The sequence below is a fragment of the Mesorhizobium sp. M8A.F.Ca.ET.218.01.1.1 genome, from assembly GCF_004791165.1.
Lineage (GTDB): Bacteria > Pseudomonadota > Alphaproteobacteria > Rhizobiales > Rhizobiaceae > Mesorhizobium.
On sequence record NZ_SRUZ01000003.1, the window covers coordinates 400,426 to 415,359 of the forward strand.

Annotated in this window: 21 protein-coding genes; 12 read left to right on the forward strand and 9 right to left on the reverse strand. The window is 62.9% G+C overall.

Going from position 1 to position 14,934, the window contains the following annotated elements:
- Positions 1–53 precede the first annotated feature (53 nt).
- Together choX and EN861_RS13110 are read left to right on the forward strand one after the other, a co-directional pair.
- On the forward strand, positions 54–992 hold the full coding sequence (gene choX, locus EN861_RS13105) for a choline ABC transporter substrate-binding protein (RefSeq protein ID WP_127871492.1): 939 nt from the start codon (positions 54–56) through the stop codon (positions 990–992).
- Positions 989–1,822: an alpha/beta hydrolase gene (locus tag EN861_RS13110; protein WP_127871493.1), complete on the forward strand. Its 834-nt coding sequence runs from the start codon at positions 989–991 to the stop codon at positions 1,820–1,822. The genes choX and EN861_RS13110 overlap by 4 nt, the downstream gene beginning before the upstream one ends.
- On the opposite strand, the gene EN861_RS13115 is transcribed toward EN861_RS13110, so the two are convergent.
- Entirely contained in the window at positions 1,823–2,557 is a 735-nt protein-coding gene (locus tag EN861_RS13115) for an NIPSNAP family protein (RefSeq protein WP_348630903.1), read from the reverse strand. It lies immediately after the preceding gene.
- A 180-nt stretch (positions 2,558–2,737) separates the two neighbouring features.
- Here EN861_RS13115 and EN861_RS13120 point away from each other — a divergent pair, with 180 nt between their 5' ends.
- The gene (locus tag EN861_RS13120) at positions 2,738–3,367 is read left to right on the forward strand and encodes a TetR/AcrR family transcriptional regulator (RefSeq protein ID WP_189343625.1); all 630 of its coding nucleotides are present in this window, start codon (positions 2,738–2,740) and stop codon (positions 3,365–3,367) included.
- Between the two features lie 62 nt (positions 3,368–3,429).
- Here the strand turns inward: EN861_RS13120 and EN861_RS13125 are convergent, their stop codons facing one another.
- Positions 3,430–3,765: a hypothetical protein gene (locus EN861_RS13125; protein WP_245512024.1), complete on the reverse strand. Its 336-nt coding sequence runs from the start codon at positions 3,763–3,765 to the stop codon at positions 3,430–3,432.
- Positions 3,766–3,880: 115 nt separating this feature from the next.
- Between EN861_RS13125 and EN861_RS13130 the strand changes: the two genes are divergently transcribed.
- Positions 3,881–5,014, forward strand: a complete 1,134-nt coding sequence (locus EN861_RS13130) for a metallophosphoesterase (RefSeq protein ID WP_135863862.1) — start codon at positions 3,881–3,883, stop codon at positions 5,012–5,014.
- Between the two features lie 33 nt (positions 5,015–5,047).
- Here the strand turns inward: EN861_RS13130 and EN861_RS13135 are convergent, their stop codons facing one another.
- Positions 5,048–5,236, reverse strand: coding sequence for a CsbD family protein (locus EN861_RS13135; RefSeq protein ID WP_189343626.1), 189 nt, complete (start codon positions 5,234–5,236; stop codon positions 5,048–5,050).
- A 154-nt stretch (positions 5,237–5,390) separates the two neighbouring features.
- On the opposite strand from EN861_RS13135, the gene EN861_RS13140 reads away from it, so the two are divergent.
- From EN861_RS13140 to EN861_RS13170, 7 genes are all read left to right on the forward strand, one after another.
- A complete protein-coding gene (locus tag EN861_RS13140; protein WP_135863866.1) occupies positions 5,391–6,044 on the forward strand; it encodes a glutathione S-transferase family protein in 654 nt (217 codons plus the stop codon).
- Between the two features lie 266 nt (positions 6,045–6,310).
- Positions 6,311–6,520 (forward strand): cold-shock protein, encoded by a 210-nt coding sequence (locus tag EN861_RS13145; RefSeq protein WP_010915421.1) that lies wholly within the window; start codon positions 6,311–6,313, stop codon positions 6,518–6,520.
- 343 nt (positions 6,521–6,863) lie between these two features.
- Entirely contained in the window at positions 6,864–7,088 is a 225-nt protein-coding gene (locus EN861_RS13150) for a hypothetical protein (protein WP_135863869.1), read from the forward strand.
- Positions 7,088–7,495, forward strand: a complete 408-nt coding sequence (locus EN861_RS13155; protein ID WP_056562978.1) for a hypothetical protein — start codon at positions 7,088–7,090, stop codon at positions 7,493–7,495. Before EN861_RS13150 ends, EN861_RS13155 begins: the two co-directional genes overlap by 1 nt.
- A gap of 1 nt (position 7,496) precedes the next feature.
- A complete protein-coding gene (locus tag EN861_RS13160; RefSeq protein WP_135863872.1) occupies positions 7,497–7,664 on the forward strand; it encodes a hypothetical protein in 168 nt (55 codons plus the stop codon).
- 52 nt (positions 7,665–7,716) lie between these two features.
- The gene (locus tag EN861_RS13165) at positions 7,717–8,040 is read left to right on the forward strand and encodes a YkgJ family cysteine cluster protein (RefSeq protein WP_189343643.1); all 324 of its coding nucleotides are present in this window, start codon (positions 7,717–7,719) and stop codon (positions 8,038–8,040) included.
- A gap of 77 nt (positions 8,041–8,117) precedes the next feature.
- Positions 8,118–8,729, forward strand: coding sequence for a LysE family translocator (locus tag EN861_RS13170; protein WP_135863877.1), 612 nt, complete (start codon positions 8,118–8,120; stop codon positions 8,727–8,729).
- Between the two features lie 9 nt (positions 8,730–8,738).
- On the opposite strand, the gene EN861_RS13175 is transcribed toward EN861_RS13170, so the two are convergent.
- The 3 genes from EN861_RS13175 to EN861_RS13185 are packed head-to-tail and all read right to left on the reverse strand — an operon-like array spanning position 8,739 to position 10,627.
- On the reverse strand, positions 8,739–9,125 hold the full coding sequence (locus tag EN861_RS13175) for a nuclear transport factor 2 family protein (RefSeq protein WP_135863879.1): 387 nt from the start codon (positions 9,123–9,125) through the stop codon (positions 8,739–8,741).
- A gap of 20 nt (positions 9,126–9,145) precedes the next feature.
- Positions 9,146–9,580: an OsmC family protein gene (locus EN861_RS13180; RefSeq protein ID WP_135863881.1), complete on the reverse strand. Its 435-nt coding sequence runs from the start codon at positions 9,578–9,580 to the stop codon at positions 9,146–9,148.
- A gap of 33 nt (positions 9,581–9,613) precedes the next feature.
- Complete coding sequence (locus EN861_RS13185; protein ID WP_135863883.1) at positions 9,614–10,627, reverse strand: NAD(P)-dependent alcohol dehydrogenase; 1,014 nt, start codon at positions 10,625–10,627, stop codon at positions 9,614–9,616.
- 98 nt (positions 10,628–10,725) lie between these two features.
- Here EN861_RS13185 and EN861_RS13190 point away from each other — a divergent pair, with 98 nt between their 5' ends.
- Positions 10,726–11,334, forward strand: a complete 609-nt coding sequence (locus tag EN861_RS13190; RefSeq protein WP_127871504.1) for a TetR/AcrR family transcriptional regulator — start codon at positions 10,726–10,728, stop codon at positions 11,332–11,334.
- 245 nt (positions 11,335–11,579) lie between these two features.
- Here EN861_RS13190 and groL read toward each other — a convergent pair whose 3' ends face one another.
- From groL to EN861_RS13205, 3 genes are all read right to left on the reverse strand, one after another.
- Positions 11,580–13,235: a chaperonin GroEL gene (gene groL, locus EN861_RS13195; protein WP_135863885.1), complete on the reverse strand. Its 1,656-nt coding sequence runs from the start codon at positions 13,233–13,235 to the stop codon at positions 11,580–11,582.
- Positions 13,236–13,299: 64 nt separating this feature from the next.
- A complete protein-coding gene (gene groES, locus EN861_RS13200; RefSeq protein ID WP_006203049.1) occupies positions 13,300–13,596 on the reverse strand; it encodes a co-chaperone GroES in 297 nt (98 codons plus the stop codon).
- A gap of 255 nt (positions 13,597–13,851) precedes the next feature.
- Positions 13,852–14,913, reverse strand: coding sequence for a hypothetical protein (locus EN861_RS13205; protein WP_135863886.1), 1,062 nt, complete (start codon positions 14,911–14,913; stop codon positions 13,852–13,854).
- Positions 14,914–14,934 lie beyond the last annotated feature (21 nt).

Here is a 14,934-nt window from a genome sequence, read left to right on the forward strand (position 1 = left end):
CAGTGGGACAATAAAAAGACCGATTGGTCAATTTGAGCAATGAGGAGAACGGAATGTTGCGCATCCTTGCAAACGGAGCCTGTCTTGCCGCGCTGGCCCTGGCCTCGCAGGCGGCCCAGGCGGTGGACGCCGAGCAATGCCGCGTGGTCCGCATGGCCGAGCCCGGCTGGAACGATCTCGCTTTCACCACGGGTGTGGGCAATGTGCTTCTGCAAGCGCTGGGCTATCAGCCACAGAGCGAGGTGCTCGGCATCAACGTCATCTACGAAGGCATGAAGAACCGCGATCTCGACCTGTTCCTGGGCTACTGGGACCCGGCGATGGTCACCTACTACGAGCCTTACAAGAAGGACGGCTCGATCGAGAATGTGCGCGTCAATCTCGTCGGCGCCAAATACACGTTTGCCGTACCGACCTATGTCTGGGAGGCGGGGGTCAAGGACGTCTCCGACCTGCACAAGTTCGCCGACAAGTTCGGCAAGAAGATGTACGGCATCGAGCCCGGCTCCAACCAGCTGATGATGGATGCCATCGCCGATCCGGCTTTTGGCCTCGATGGCTGGCACGTGGTCGAGTCCAGCGAAGCCGGCATGCTGTCGGAGGTCGGCTACGAGATCAAGGAGAAGCAGTTCATCGTCTTCCAGGGTTGGGCGCCGCATCCCATGAACACCATGTACGACTTCAAGTATCTGACCGGCGGCGACAAATTCTTCGGCCCGAATTTCGGCGCCGCGACGGTGACGACGCAGGTCCGCAAGGGCTACCTGCAGGAATGTCCGAACGTGGCGCGGCTCCTCGGAAATCTCGTCTTCGACATCGACTTCGAGAATGTCGGCATGGGCTACCTCATCAATGACGGCATGAAGCCGGAGGACGGGGCGCTGAAGGCGATCACGCTGAACAAGAACCGCCTCGATGCCTGGCTCGCCGGTGTCACCACTTTCGATGGCAAGCCTGGTCTTGCCGCCGTCAAGGAAAAGCTCGGCCTGTGAGACTGCCGGACGCCTTGCCCGTTGCCGAGGTGGAACAGGACGCCTGGGCCGCCCGCAAGCAATGGGTCCACACGGGCGATCTCGACATCGCCTATGTCGAGATCGCCGGCGCCGGGCCGCCGCTGTTGCTGATTCATGGTTTCACGGACACCAGCCGCAGCTTTTCACTGCTGGCGCCGCATCTGGCCGGCCGCCGGCTGATCATGCCCGACTTGCGTGGCCATGGTGCCTCGCAAGCGGGCGACGGCTGCCGCGTCGCGGATTTCGCCGAGGACATCGCCGGGTTGATCCGGCACCTGCGGCTGGAAAGGCCTGTCGTCGTCGGTCATTCCCTGGGCGGCATGGTGGCGATTGCGTTGGCCGCTTGGCATCCGGGCCTGATCGGTGGCCTGGTCGTGCTGGCCAGCGCGTTGAAGCCCGGCTTCACGCCGGACCATCCATTGCCGGCCGGCATCCGGGCCTTGCGCGACCCGATATCGGCAACCGATCCGTTCTTTGCCTGGTGGCATGCATGTGGGGCCTCGGTACCGCAGCCGTTTCTCGCCGGCCTGGCGAAGGAAGCTTCCGCCATGCCGGCGGCCCGCTGGCGCGGCATTCTCGATGAAGTCCGCATGACCGACCTGGCAGCCGAGGCACGGGCGGTGCGGGTCCGGACGCTGATCATCGCCGGTGCCCGCGACCCGCTTTTCGGCGAGGCGCACCAGCAGGCTTTGGCCGAGGCGCTGACCGGATCCCGTCTCGTGTGGGCGCAAAATTGCGGTCACAATCCGCACTGGGAGGACCCGGCCTTTGTCGCCTCGGCGATCGCGGAAATGTTGACCGGCCGCTGATCATCTCAACAGCGATCGGGCCGTGGGCACCAGCCACAACGTCTCTGCCGGCTTTGTGCCGACGGCTTGCATGCTCTGAATGAGCGCCCGCCACGCCGACGAAGCGGCGAGGCTATGGTTGGCATGGGCATCGGCGTCGTGGAAGCCGGTAACGGCGACGAAGACGTTTTCTCCGGCGCGCACGGGAAGCCGCGGGAACGTGTTTGCGGCCGGCTCCGTCACGAAGGCGCCGAGCAGACGCGCGCCGGTTTGGGCAAGCCGCGCAACCATCTCCGCCCGGAAGCGCCCGGCGACATCGGCCCCGGTGCCCGGCCGCAAATGATGAATCGAAATCTCAACCAGACCGGGCAACCCATTCCGATCGCTTGTGCTTTTGGCCGCCGATGGCCGGCGCAGCCCCGACAGATCGAAGCCGGCATCCGGCCACGCCGGTCGCAGCAGCAACACATCGTCGGAATCGATCATCGTCGCATTGGCGGCATCGCGGTGTGCGGCCCATACAGGGCCGTCATAGAACGCGCCCAGAGCGTCCTTGCGGGCATCCATGCTGTCGAAGCCGCGCATCCAGACGAACATGTCGGGGCGGTCCAGGTCACGGAATTGGCCGATGATGGTCATCCCCGCGTCTTCCTGGTTTTCGATGAACTCCGTGTCGAAGATCTCGATCAACGTTTCGCGCCGGCCGGGCTTCAACGTGTACTGGCGCAATTCGACGATCGGCGAGGCGAGCGCCACCGGCTTCGGCGTGGCATTCGGGGTCGGGTTCATCCGGCGTTCTCCAAACAGGTTGATCACCCTGTTTATAAACAGACCGGTTGCCCTGTTTTGTCAACATGCTATCCTTCGAGAATGTCAGCAGAGCTCAACATCCGGCCAAGGCGAGCCCGAAGCAAACGCATCAACGACCCTGAGGGCATGCGCCGGAAAGTGCTCGACGTCGCCGAAGACGCGTTTCAGGCACGCGGCTATCATGCTTCCAGCCTCGGCGACCTGATGGCGGCGGCAGGCGTCAGCGCCGGCGCGCTGCATCATCATTTCCCGACGAAGAAGGCGCTGGCGCTGGCGGTCATCGACGAGCGTGTGGCGGCGGCGGTCGAGGAGACGTGGATCGCCCCGGTGCAAGCGGCGGCTTCGGCGCGTGATGGCGTGCGTCAGGTGTTCGAAGCCGTGGCGGCGGAACTGGAACGGCAAGGTTTCGTGCGCGGCTGCCCGCTCAACAATCTGGCGCATGAGCTCTCGCTCGCCGATCCCGAGTTCCGGATTGCGCTTGCCGGCATCTTCGCTGCATGGCGCCAGGCGATCGCCGACAAGATCAGCGCCGACCAGCAGGAGGGCAGAGAGCAAGGCACGGACCCCCGGCAGTTTGCGATGGTTGCCGTCGCCGCCTATTCCGGTGCCATGTCGATGGCCAAGGCAGCGCAGGACGCCAGCCCGTTGCGCGATTGCCTTGCGGCGTTCGAGAGCGCCGCGCAAGCGGCATCATCGCAGGGCGATCCGGGGGCGAGGCGACGTCGCAGGGTGCTGCGGCGGTACGGCGGCATTTGAGGCAGGCTACAGCCCGGCTTTGCGGCGATGCCGCGGCGAGCGCGGACAGCCGGTTCCTAGATCTAGTCGGCCAAAGGCTTGATCGTCTCGTAGCCGTTCACTGATTCCGCGCTGGTGCCTTCATCGTAGCGCCGGGCGAGAGCGGCCTGCAGATCGGGTGAATAGAGTGCCGTGAAGGCGCCGAGTGTCTCTCCGGCTCCGTCCTTGAAGGTCTCCCCGACGGCGAGCACATTGTATTTGCAGTCGCCCAGGCTGAACGTCTCCTTGCCCTTGACGGCCAGCGTCAGTGTCTTGGTGGCCTTTGGCTGCTTGCTGGGCGACAGCTCGACGAACTCGATCGTGCTCTTGGCTCCCGCCTTGAGCGGAAACAGTTTTCGCAGATCGGCAAACGGGATCATTGCCAGCCGACCGGTCTCGCTGTCGCGAAAAACCTCGATGGCGGCTCTTTCATGCGGCGATCGCCGTGGCGAGGACTGAACTTTACTGCCGCCCGCCCTCCATGCTGAAATCCCGATGATGAATCGCCCTTCCTCCATATTGCTCTCGCGCCGTGGGTTTCTGCTACAGGCCGCCGGTCTTGCCACGGCCGGTGCGCTTTCACGCCCGGCGTTCGGTCAGACCGGGCAGCGCATCCAGCCTGTCGACGCCACCTTCCTGTTCGTCGCCGATGTCCATGCCTGCCGCATGGCGAGCGGCTTGAGCCCCAATTGCCAGCTGGAAGGCAAGACGGACGCGGCGCTGCTGCGCGACGTCGCGGCGTTGAACGCCATCGGTGACAAGGAGTGGCCGGCCGAGATCAACGCCATCGCCACCGGCCTGCGGCCTGCCGGTAGCCGCATCGGCACGCCGCTCGGCCTTGTCGTCGGCGGTGACATCACCGACGATGGCGGCGGCCAGATCACCGAGCCCAGCGAAGGCACCCAACTCCTGCAGTTCAGCCAGCGCTATCAGCAAGGCATGGGCCCCGACCGCGTGCATGTTGCGGTTTATGTCGGCCTCGGCAATCACGACCTCGACCAGAACGGGCCGCCGCACCATGTCGACTGGTACCGGCGCGAAATGCGCGACTATGTCGAGGTCAATCATCGCGCCGGCGTGTTCTTCAAGCCGCCGGTGCCGGCCACCAGCTACGATGTCGACACCGACTGCTATTCATGGGACTGGGGCGGCCTGCATCTGGTGCAGACCCATCGCTTCGCCGGCGACACCGGCCATGGCGCCGACAACGGCCTGCCTTGGCTCAGGCAGGACCTGGCGACCTATGCCGCCGACGGCCGCCCGGTCATCCTGTTCCAGCACTATGGCTGGGATATTTTTTCGACGGAGCGGTGGGACCCCGCCAGGAGGGCGTTTGACGACGAAGGCAAGGGAGCGTCGCATTGGTGGAGCGATGCGGACCGCCAGGCATTGCTGGCGGCCCTGAAGGGCTACAACGTTATCGCCATCTTCCACGGTCATCAGCACGAGGTGCCGATGATCTATCAACGCGACGGCCTCGATCTCTTCAAGCCGAAAGCGGCCTATATGGGTGGCTTCGCTCTGGCGCGTGTCACCGACGACAGTCTGGACGTCGTGTTGGGTGAAGCCAGCGACGATCATGGCGATGTGATTTTCACCAACGCCTTCAGCAAATCGCTGAAGACGTGAAAAGGGCCGCTCGACGCGGCCCTTCCACAGCGATCAGAACGATTTCTTGACCTTGTCCTTCACGTCGCCATAGGCCTTCTGCACCTTGCCGGTGGCCTTGTCGGCCATCCCTTCGGCCTGTGTCTGCCTGTTGCCGGTCGCTTTGCCGGCAGCCTGCTTGATCGAGCCTTTCACCTGCTTGGCGACGCCGGCCACCTGATCCTTGTTCACCATTTTTCGCATCTCCTGGTTCGCCTGGGCAAACGAGCCGGCACGGTTTCGGTTCCAGCAGCCGCTGCTTGGGTCGGCAAGACAGGTGCCTTTCGGCGGCCGGGTCGGCAGGCTAGGGTGCCGGCCAGCGCACTCCGCAAGAAGCAACACCGCCAAAGGGGGACAGATGTCGGAATTCACGCTTTATATCGGCAACAAGTGCTTTTCATCCTGGTCGCTCAGGCCCTGGGTGGCGATGCGGCACCTGGAGATACCATTCGAGGAGGGATTCGTGCGGCTGCGCACGCCGGAAACCGCGGCCAACCTGGCGAAAGTGTCGCCGACCGGTCAGGTGCCCGTCCTGAATCACAAGGGAAGGATCGTCTGGGAAACCCTTGCCATCCTTGAATATCTCGCCGACCTCTTTCCGGAGAAAGAACTCTGGCCGGCCGATATCGGCGCCCGGGCGCTGGCGCGTTCGGCGGCGACCGAGATGCATTCCGGGTTTCGCGAAGTCCGCTATGGCTGGCCGATGAACTTGCGCCGGCCCAAGGGGCACAAGTCGCTCGACGCCGAGGGCGAGATCCAACGTGCCCGCATCGAGGCGCTGTGGCGCGAGTGCCGTGAGAAACACGGCAAGGACGGCCCGTTTCTGTTCGGCCATTTCACCGCGGCCGATGCCATGTACGCGTCCGTCGTCACCCGTTTCGACACCTATGGCGGCGATCTGGCGCCCGACACCAAGGCTTATGTCGACGCGGTTCTGGCAACGCCGGCCATGCGCCAATGGTATGCCGACGCAGCCAGGGAGACATGGCCGGAGCCGGGGCCGGACGAATAGGGCCTATCTGCGAAGCGGCCTTCCCCAGGGATCGGGATCGACCACTTGAGACGTTTTCATCTGGCGGATTTTCGGCTCGATGGCGCAACATTTGACAGGCGTCCGAAACACGCGTAGAAGAAATTCGTCGATATTTGTTTGACTGACTTTTGTTATCCGCGCTTTCGAGCGCGCCTTTGACGAACTTCCCACATCAAAAATCGAGACAAACGACGTTGTGCATCCGCACGGCGGCGAACGAATATTTGCCATGGAAAGGGTTCGTCATGAGCACCGGCACAGTTAAGTGGTTCAACGCCACCAAAGGTTTTGGTTTTATTCAGCCTGACGACGGCTCCGCCGACGTTTTTGTCCACATCTCGGCCGTGGAACGCGCCGGCATGCGCGACATCGTCGAGGGCCAGAAGCTCGGCTACGAGATGGTCCGCGACAACAAGTCGGGCAAGATGTCCGCCGACCAGTTGAAGGCGGCGTGAAGTAAGAATTCAGCCGTCCCGGTGACCACGGATGTACTGGCACTGGTGAACGGCGAATTCGGGCGCATTGCCACGGGAAACCTGAGTTTCCAAGGTTTGTGCTGCCCATCAGGAGCCAGCTTGTGCATCCAGTTGGATGCGCGGCGGCTCCCAGGGAAGGTCAGGCGGTGCCTGGCCTTTTTCATTTTACGCTTGTTGCCGCCGAAAATGCGCTGCGCATTGGGCTGAACGTGCTAAGGGACGCTGCAGCATTCTGAATCCGCTGCCGCATCGCTTTGTACTGGTCCCGACCGAAGACCCGGTCTCGCCCTATCGGTACCAGGCTCCTGACAGGAGAAAGATCTTGACCGCCCATTCGCCAGCCGTCGACCCGGCCGTGTCGCTGTTCAGCAAGACGCAAACCCAGTCGATGTCGCTCAACCGCATCATTTCCGAACGGGATGCCGTCAGCGAAGCACGGGAAGCCAAGACCGCGCGCCTGCGCGAACTGCGGCTGGAGAAGGAGGCCGACGAGATGGCGGCCGCCGCCGCGCTCGCGGCGCTGCCGAAACGAGCCGGAAAACGCTGATGGCCACCAAGCGCGTACCGCCAACGCCGATCGCGGCCGATGCGACCATAGCCGACATGGTCGAAACCCTGGACAAGCCGGTCGAATATGTCCGGCGCGTGCTGGAAAAACTCGAACGCTGCAAGCGCGCCCATGGCGATGCCCAGGTGCGCGTCGGTGTGCGCGGCCGCGCCGAAGCCCCGAACTACCTGATCGAATATGTCCGCGAGGACAAAAAGACCCAGGAGCGGGTGACCTACCAGGACGCCGCCTACAGCGGCAGCACGCATCGTGAGCTGGCGCCGCATCACATCGCGGAAGCGCGGAACTGGTCGCCCGAGGAGATGAACATCACGGCGGTTTCGGCCCTGATCGGCCGCTTGCGCAATCCGCGCGCACCATCATCGCGTTTCGCCGACGAGGACTGACATGGCCATAAAATTCTCCGCCAAGGACCAGCCGGCGGCGCCGGCTTCGACCGCAAAGCCGGCCAAGCCGGTTGCGGCGCCGAAGGCGGCCAAGGCCGACGAGGCAGCGACCGATCTGTTCAAGTCGCCGGTCGACGCACCGAAGGGCAAGACGGGCAAGAAGAAGTAGCGCCTTGCCTCGGGATGCCGATCGCAACCTTGCCGCTTCGGGGCCGTTTGCCGTGCTAGCCGCGAGCAGTCCGCCTTCGTCAGCTCCTGTCTTCGATTGCCAGAGCTGCGGGGCCTGCTGCTCCTATTCGGCCGAATGGCCGCGCTTTTCGACCGAGGACGATGCGCAGCTCGACCGGATCCCGGAAAAACATGTGGCCGCCGACCTGTCGGGCATGCGCTGCGACGGCGTGCGCTGTTCGGCCCTGTCCGGCGAAGTCGGCAAGTCGACCGCTTGCACCATCTATGAACTGCGACCGGATGTCTGCCGCGCCTGCATGCCTGGCGATGACGAGTGCCTGATGGCGCGCCGGGCGCTCGGATTTTCTACCTCTTAGCAGCGAATGACTGTCGCTTGTGCACGCCTGGCTTGCTGGCTAGGTTGCGTCAGGGCAGGGCGCCGGAGGAGATCATCGTGAGCATCGAATTTCTGTTGACGTCGCTGATCGTCGTGGCTTCGCCCGGCACCGGCGTTCTCTACACGCTGAGCGCCGGGCTTTCGCGCGGCGCCCGGGCCTCGATCATTGCCGCCTTCGGCTGCACGCTCGGCATCATTCCGCATATGGCGGCCGCCATCACCGGCCTTGCGGCGCTGCTGCACACCAGTGCTGTCGCCTTCGAGACCCTGAAATATCTCGGCGTCGCCTATCTGCTCTACATGGCCTGGAACACGCTGAAGGAGAAGGGCGGCCTGAGCGTCGAGGAAAATGTCGCGCCGCGTTCGGCCGGCAAGGTGATCGCCACCGGCATCCTCGTCAACGTGCTCAATCCGAAACTGTCGATCTTCTTCTTTGCCTTCCTGCCGCAATTCGTCAGCACCACCGAGCCCAATGCACTGTCGAAGATGCTTGAGCTCAGCTCGGTCTTCATGCTTTTGACCTTCGTGGTCTTCGTCGGCTACGGCATCTTCGCGGCCTCGATCCGCAGCCATGTCGTGTCGCGCCCGATGGTGCTGACCTGGATGCGCCGGACTTTTGCCGGCGCCTTCGTCATGCTCGGCGCCAAGCTGGCGCTGGCGGACAGGTGATCGACCAGGCTAGCCCTTTACGTAACCCATCGCCTCGATGATGCGCCCGTCCGCGACGCGCATCAGGTTGACGCCGCGCAGCGAACTGCCGTCGGCCATCAAATAGCGCCAGCGGATCGTGGCGCGGTCGCCCGCCCCGAAAGTCTCCTCGAGGTCGAAGCGCGTGCCGGGCGCGGTGGCGATCGCCGACCACAGCTCGACGCAGGCCGCCTTGCCGGCGCGGCGTGCGCCGTCCGGCGCCGGCGTGGTGTTCTCGATCACGCAGTCCTGCGCCACCAATTCGTCGAGCGCCGAGGGGTCGTGGCGCTGGAAGACGTCATTATAGCGCCGCATGATTTCAGCCGTTTCGCCGGAGCGGTTGGCCATGGCGATGTCGATGATCAATTCCTGGGTCACTGGATTTTCTCCTTCCGTCCTTAGTGAGTTACGAGGTTCGCCTTCAGCGTGATCGCTGCGACACCGGCCAGAGCCCGCGAGACGAGGCATCCAGCCTTGGCCGACTGCGCGAGCCGCTCGAAGTCGGCTGCGGCAAGCCCGGCGACATTCGCCTCCGTCTCAAGCTCGATGCGGGTAATCGTCGGTCCGGCCGCGGTGGCGCCCAGATGCACCTTTGCGATCGTGTGGATATCGCTTGCGATATGACCTTCACGGCCAAGCACGGCGGTGAGCGCCATCGAAAAGCAGCCGGCATGGGCGGCCGCGATCAGTTCCTCCGGATTGGTGCCCGGACCGTTTTCGAAGCGGGACGGGAACGAGTAGGCGCCCTCGAAGGCGCCACTGCCCAGCCTGAGCCGGCCGGATCCCTCCTTGAGCGTGCCGTGCCATTCGGCCGATGCGTCGCGAACTGTCATTGCTTTCTCTCCTCTGGTTGGTGAATAGGGGGCTCACGCGCCGTCGATGACGACCTTGCCGAACACGTCGCCCTGCATGAAATGCCGATACGCCTCGCGCGCTTCGGCGAATGGGAAGATCTTGTCGATGACGGGCTTCAAGCGATGCGCCGCGACGGCGGCAAGCATCGCCTCCAGGCCGCTGCGGCTGCCGACGAAGACGCGGCCGATGGTGACAAGACTGCGCTGGTAGACGGCGGCTGGGATCTCGACCGATCTGCCCTTCTGGTCCTGGACCGTCAGCAGCACGATGCGTCCGTAGAGGGAGCTTGCGATCAGCGATTGCATAAAGGTCGCAGGCCCGCCGGTCTCGACAGTCAAATCGATGCCGCCCGTCGCCTCGCGCAGCTTCATGCCCCAATCCGGCGCCTCGGCCGTTGCGATGACGAGATCGGCGCCGAGCGCGCGCAACCTGTCGGACTTTTCGGCGCGGGAGGTGACGGCCGCCACGCGGCAGCCCATCAGCTTGGCAAACTGCAGTGCAAACAGCGCGACGCCGCCCGAGCCGATAACCAGCACCCATTGCCCGGGTTTTGGGGCGTCCGCGCCCGTCAGCGCGCTCCAGGCCGTCAGCCCCGCGCAGGTGAATGTCGCGGCTTCATGCCAGTCGAGATGCTCAGGCAGCCGCACCGCCCATTGCTCGTCGAGCACAGCGTATTCACCGAGCATGCCGTCCAGCGTGCAGCCGAGCTGGTCGATCAGCCCGGCGTTGATGCGGCCGTCGATCCAGCGGGCGAAATAGCTGCCGGTTGCACGGTCGCCGACGGCAAAGCGGGTGACGGCATCGCCGACGGCCACCACTTCGCCGGCGCCATCGCTCAGCGGCACGATGCCGGCTCGCGGCGTCAGCGGATAGGTGCCGTTGAGGATCATCGTGTCGCGGCGATTGAGCGAGGTGGCGCGTACCCGCATCAGGATCTGACGCGGACCCGGCTGGACGACCTCGTCCTCGCGCATCGCCAGCCTGTCGAGGCCGCCGTCCTGTCCTTCCAGCCGATAGCTTTGCATCGTCGCCTCTCAAATATGTAGACCGATTTACATATTATGTAGACCGATTGTCATATTCGGGGCAAGCCCTATAATGCGCGCTCCTGACAGAGGTTGACATGGCGACAGACACACGCACGCGGATGATCGAGGCGACGGCACTGCTTTTGCGGCGGCGCGGCTATCACGGCACTTCGCTCAACGACATTTTGACTGCCAGCGGCGCACCGCGCGGCTCGCTCTATTTCCATTTCCCGGGCGGCAAGGACCAACTGGTCATCGAGGTGACTCGCGCCAGCGTGGCCGACGTGACCGAGCGGCTGGGCGCCCAACTGGCGACGGAAAGCGATCCGGCGGTCGCCGTCCACCACATTTACCAGTCTGTCGCCCGCATGCTGGAGGACAACGAGTTTTCGCTCGGCTGCCCGATCGCGCCCGTCGTGCTCGATGCGCCGAACGACGTGCCCGAGCTCGAAGAGATCTGCCGCTCAGCTTTCGAGCAGTGGATCGGCCTGCTGCGGCAGGCCTTCGTCAGGGCAGGGGTGCCCGAGCGCCGCGCGCATGCTTTGGCGCTGCTGGTCGAATCGTCGCTGGAAGGCCTGATGGTGATTGCCCGCGCCACCCGCGACCGCTCGTCACTCAACGCCGTGGCCGACGAAGTGGCTGCACTCATCGAGCAGGCCGTGCTCGCCGGCAAGGTGGCGCAGCAGGCCGAGAGCGCTGCTTAAGAAAGGCAGGTGCCGGCCGAGTTAACTGCCAAAACGAAAAAGGGCGGCATTTCTGCCGCCCTTTCCGTATGCATAAAGCCAAGTTGGCTGGATTGAAGTCCATGCCGCCACTCAAGCCCGCTAGGGGGCTTGAGCAACTTGGATTCATGGGCGTGCTTTATGGACTTCTTAGAAGTCCATGCCGCCACTCAAGCCCGCTAGCGGGCTTGAGCAACTTGGATTCATGGGCGTGCTTTATGGACTTCTTAGAAGTCCATGCCGCCCATGCCGCCCATGCCGCCGCCGCCCATGCCGCCAGGCATGCCGCCGCCAGTCGAGTCCTTCTTCGGAGCTTCGGCGATCATGGCTTCGGTGGTGACGAGCAGGCCGGCGACCGAGGCCGCGTCCTGGAGAGCCGTGCGCACGACTTTGACCGGATCGACGATACCCATGGTGATCATGTCGCCATATTCGCCGGTCTGGGCGTTGTAACCGAAGGTCGCGCCCTTGTTCTCGAGGATCTTGCCGGCAACGATCGAAGCTTCCGCACCAGCGTTCGACGCGATCTGGCGGGCCGGAGCCTGCAGCGCACGACGCACGATGTTGATGCCAGCGGCCTGATCGGCGTTGGCGCCGGTCGACTTGATGTTGGCCGAAGCGCGCAGCAGGGCAACGCCACCGCCAGCAACGATGCCTTCTTCCACGGCCGCGCGGGTCGCGTTGAGGGCGTCATCGACGCGGTCCTTCTTTTCCTTGACTTCGACTTCCGTCGCACCGCCGACGCGGATCACGGCAACGCCGCCGGCGAGCTTCGCCAGACGTTCCTGCAGCTTCTCCTTGTCGTAGTCCGAGGTGGTCTCTTCGATCTGCTGCTTGATCTGGGCAACGCGGCCCTGGATCTCGGCCTTCTTGCCGGCGCCGTCGACGATGGTGGTGTTCTCCTTGGAGATCGACACCTTCTTGGCGCGGCCGAGCATGTTGAGGCCGACGTTCTCGAGCTTGATGCCGAGGTCTTCCGAGATGACCTGGCCACCGGTGAGGATGGCGATGTCTTCCAGCATGGCCTTGCGGCGATCACCGAAGCCCGGCGCCTTGACGGCGGCGATCTTCAGGCCACCACGCAGCTTGTTGACGACCAGCGTGGCCAGGGCCTCGCCTTCGACGTCTTCCGAGATGATGAGCAGCGGCTTCGAAGTCTGCACGACGGCTTCGAGGACCGGCAGCATGGCCTGCAGGTTGGAGAGCTTCTTCTCGTGCAGGAGGATGTAGACGTCCTCGAGCTCGGCGACCATCTTGTCGGCGTTGGTGACGAAGTAGGGCGAGAGGTAGCCGCGGTCGAACTGCATGCCTTCGACGACTTCCAGTTCGGTCTCGGCGGTCTTGGCTTCCTCGACCGTGATGACGCCTTCGTTGCCGACCTTCTGCATCGCTTCCGCGATCATCTTGCCGACCGACTCGTCGCCATTGGCCGAGATCGTGCCGACCTGGGCGACTTCCTCGGAGGTCTTGATCTTCTTGGCGGCCTTGCCGAGAGCGGCGACCACTTCGGTGACGGCGAGATCGATGCCGCGCTTCAGGTCCATCGGGTTCATGCCGGCGGCAACCGACTTGTGGCCTTCCTGGACGATCGACTGCGCCAGAACGGTCGCGGTGGTGGTGCCGTCGCCGGCGATGTCGTTGGTCTTCGAAGCAACTTCGCGGACCATCTGCGCGCCCATGTTCTCGAACTTGTCTTCAAGCTCGATTTCCTTGGCGACGGTGACGCCGTCCTTGGTGATGCGCGGGGCGCCGAACGACTTGTCGATGACGACGTTGCGGCCCTTGGGGCCGAGCGTGACCTTCACCGCGTCGGCAAGGATGTTGACGCCGCGCAGCATGCGCTCGCGGGCGTCGCGGGAGAATTTTACGTCTTTGGCAGCCATGTTTTAGCTCCTGGCAGGGGCTCGGAAAGAGCCCGAAAATTCAAGTTGAGGGTGAGGCCGATAATCAGCCGATGATGCCCATGATGTCGGATTCCTTCATGATCAGAAGGTCTTCGCCATTGAGCTTGACTTCGGTGCCCGACCACTTGCCGAACAGGATGCGGTCGCCGGCCTTGACGTCCAGGGGGACCAGCTTGCCAGCTTCGTCGCGGGCGCCGGAGCCGACGGCGATGATTTCGCCTTCCTGCGGCTTTTCCTTCGCCGTATCCGGGATGATGATCCCGCCGGCGGTCTTGGATTCGGATTCGACCCGGCGAACGACCACGCGGTCATGAAGCGGGCGGAACTTCGACTTTGCCATTTTTTCTTCCTCGATGAGAACAGTGAGAAACAGTTCCTCCATCCGGCGAAGCCGGACATGTGGTTAGCACTCACCAAGGGCGAGTGCTAACGTGGCGCTGAAATAGGCGTGTGGCCCTCGAGAGTCAAGGCGCGCGGCAAGGGGCGTCAGCGCGAAATTTTGCTCTTGCCGCATCGTCGCGAAGAATGCGGCGGTTATCGGCCGCGATCTGGCAGAATGGTGGTCAGTTCGATGGAAGCGCTGGGCATCGATTGTTCAATGCCCAAGGCGTAGGCCGATCTCCTGGGTTTCTAGATCCACCAGGAGGCTGTTCCTTTCGAAAAACCGTATCCCGACGATGTTATGTTCAAGACCCGGTACAATCTCCACTTCGGGCTTGTAGGTGGTTGTAAAATTCCAATCGTCCTGACCTTCGGTTTTCACCGCAACCTTCGTGCCGGCGTCTAATGACCTATACGGTTTGGACGTGTCGGTCGGGACCATAATGGTTGAGTTCCCTGTGTCGTATAGCGTTGGCCGACAATTGGGTTTGGAGTTCCATGAGAGGCAGGATTCAAAGGTTGGGAAATTGTAGCGCGGGTTGGCCTGTTTCCATTTCTGCATCTTGAAAGTCTTCTTTACGTCATCCGGAACGCCGATGTGCAAGGCTCGAACCTCAGGGCAATTGCCCTGCTCGTTTGTGCATGGCTTCCACGTGCTGCCGATCGGGGAGAGGTAATAACCTCTGTGCAGGACTGTCCCTACGCTTACAGCGGCCATCGGCGACCTGATCATCTGATTTGGCCCATCGCCTCCAATGGGCGAGATGCCAAAAATGCCTTTTGGCCAGAGCGGACCGCCGACAATTTCACCTGTGTCACGTCTGACTTGCTTGTAGCGAATGAGGAACGAGACCCGCCTGTCCGTGGAAGCCGATGAGACCGGCGAACCAAAAGTCACGCGCGCTGAAGCCACATTTCCATACTCATCGTAGGTGCCATAATGCATGACTACCTTCTTGGTGGTGACAAGTATCCCATCGAACTCCCGACTTTCTGTAATCTTAATGCCGTCCTCGGAACAGAGTTCGGCGGGGAGCGCCGATAGACACTCGATTGTCATACCACTAGACCCTGTATCCAACAAAATCGGCTGATCGATTTTCCGATTTCCTAGGGAAATAATATTCACATAAAGCATGTGAATGTTCTGTGGATTTCCGGGGTACTCTAGTTTCGTCAATGGAATAGCCGTTGGGCCGTCGTCAGCTTCAGATGAAGCGGGCGAATAAATGAGTGCGCAAAATAGGGTCGACAGCACCGCCGCAGATATCTTCATTTCCTTACCGTGTTTCTAATC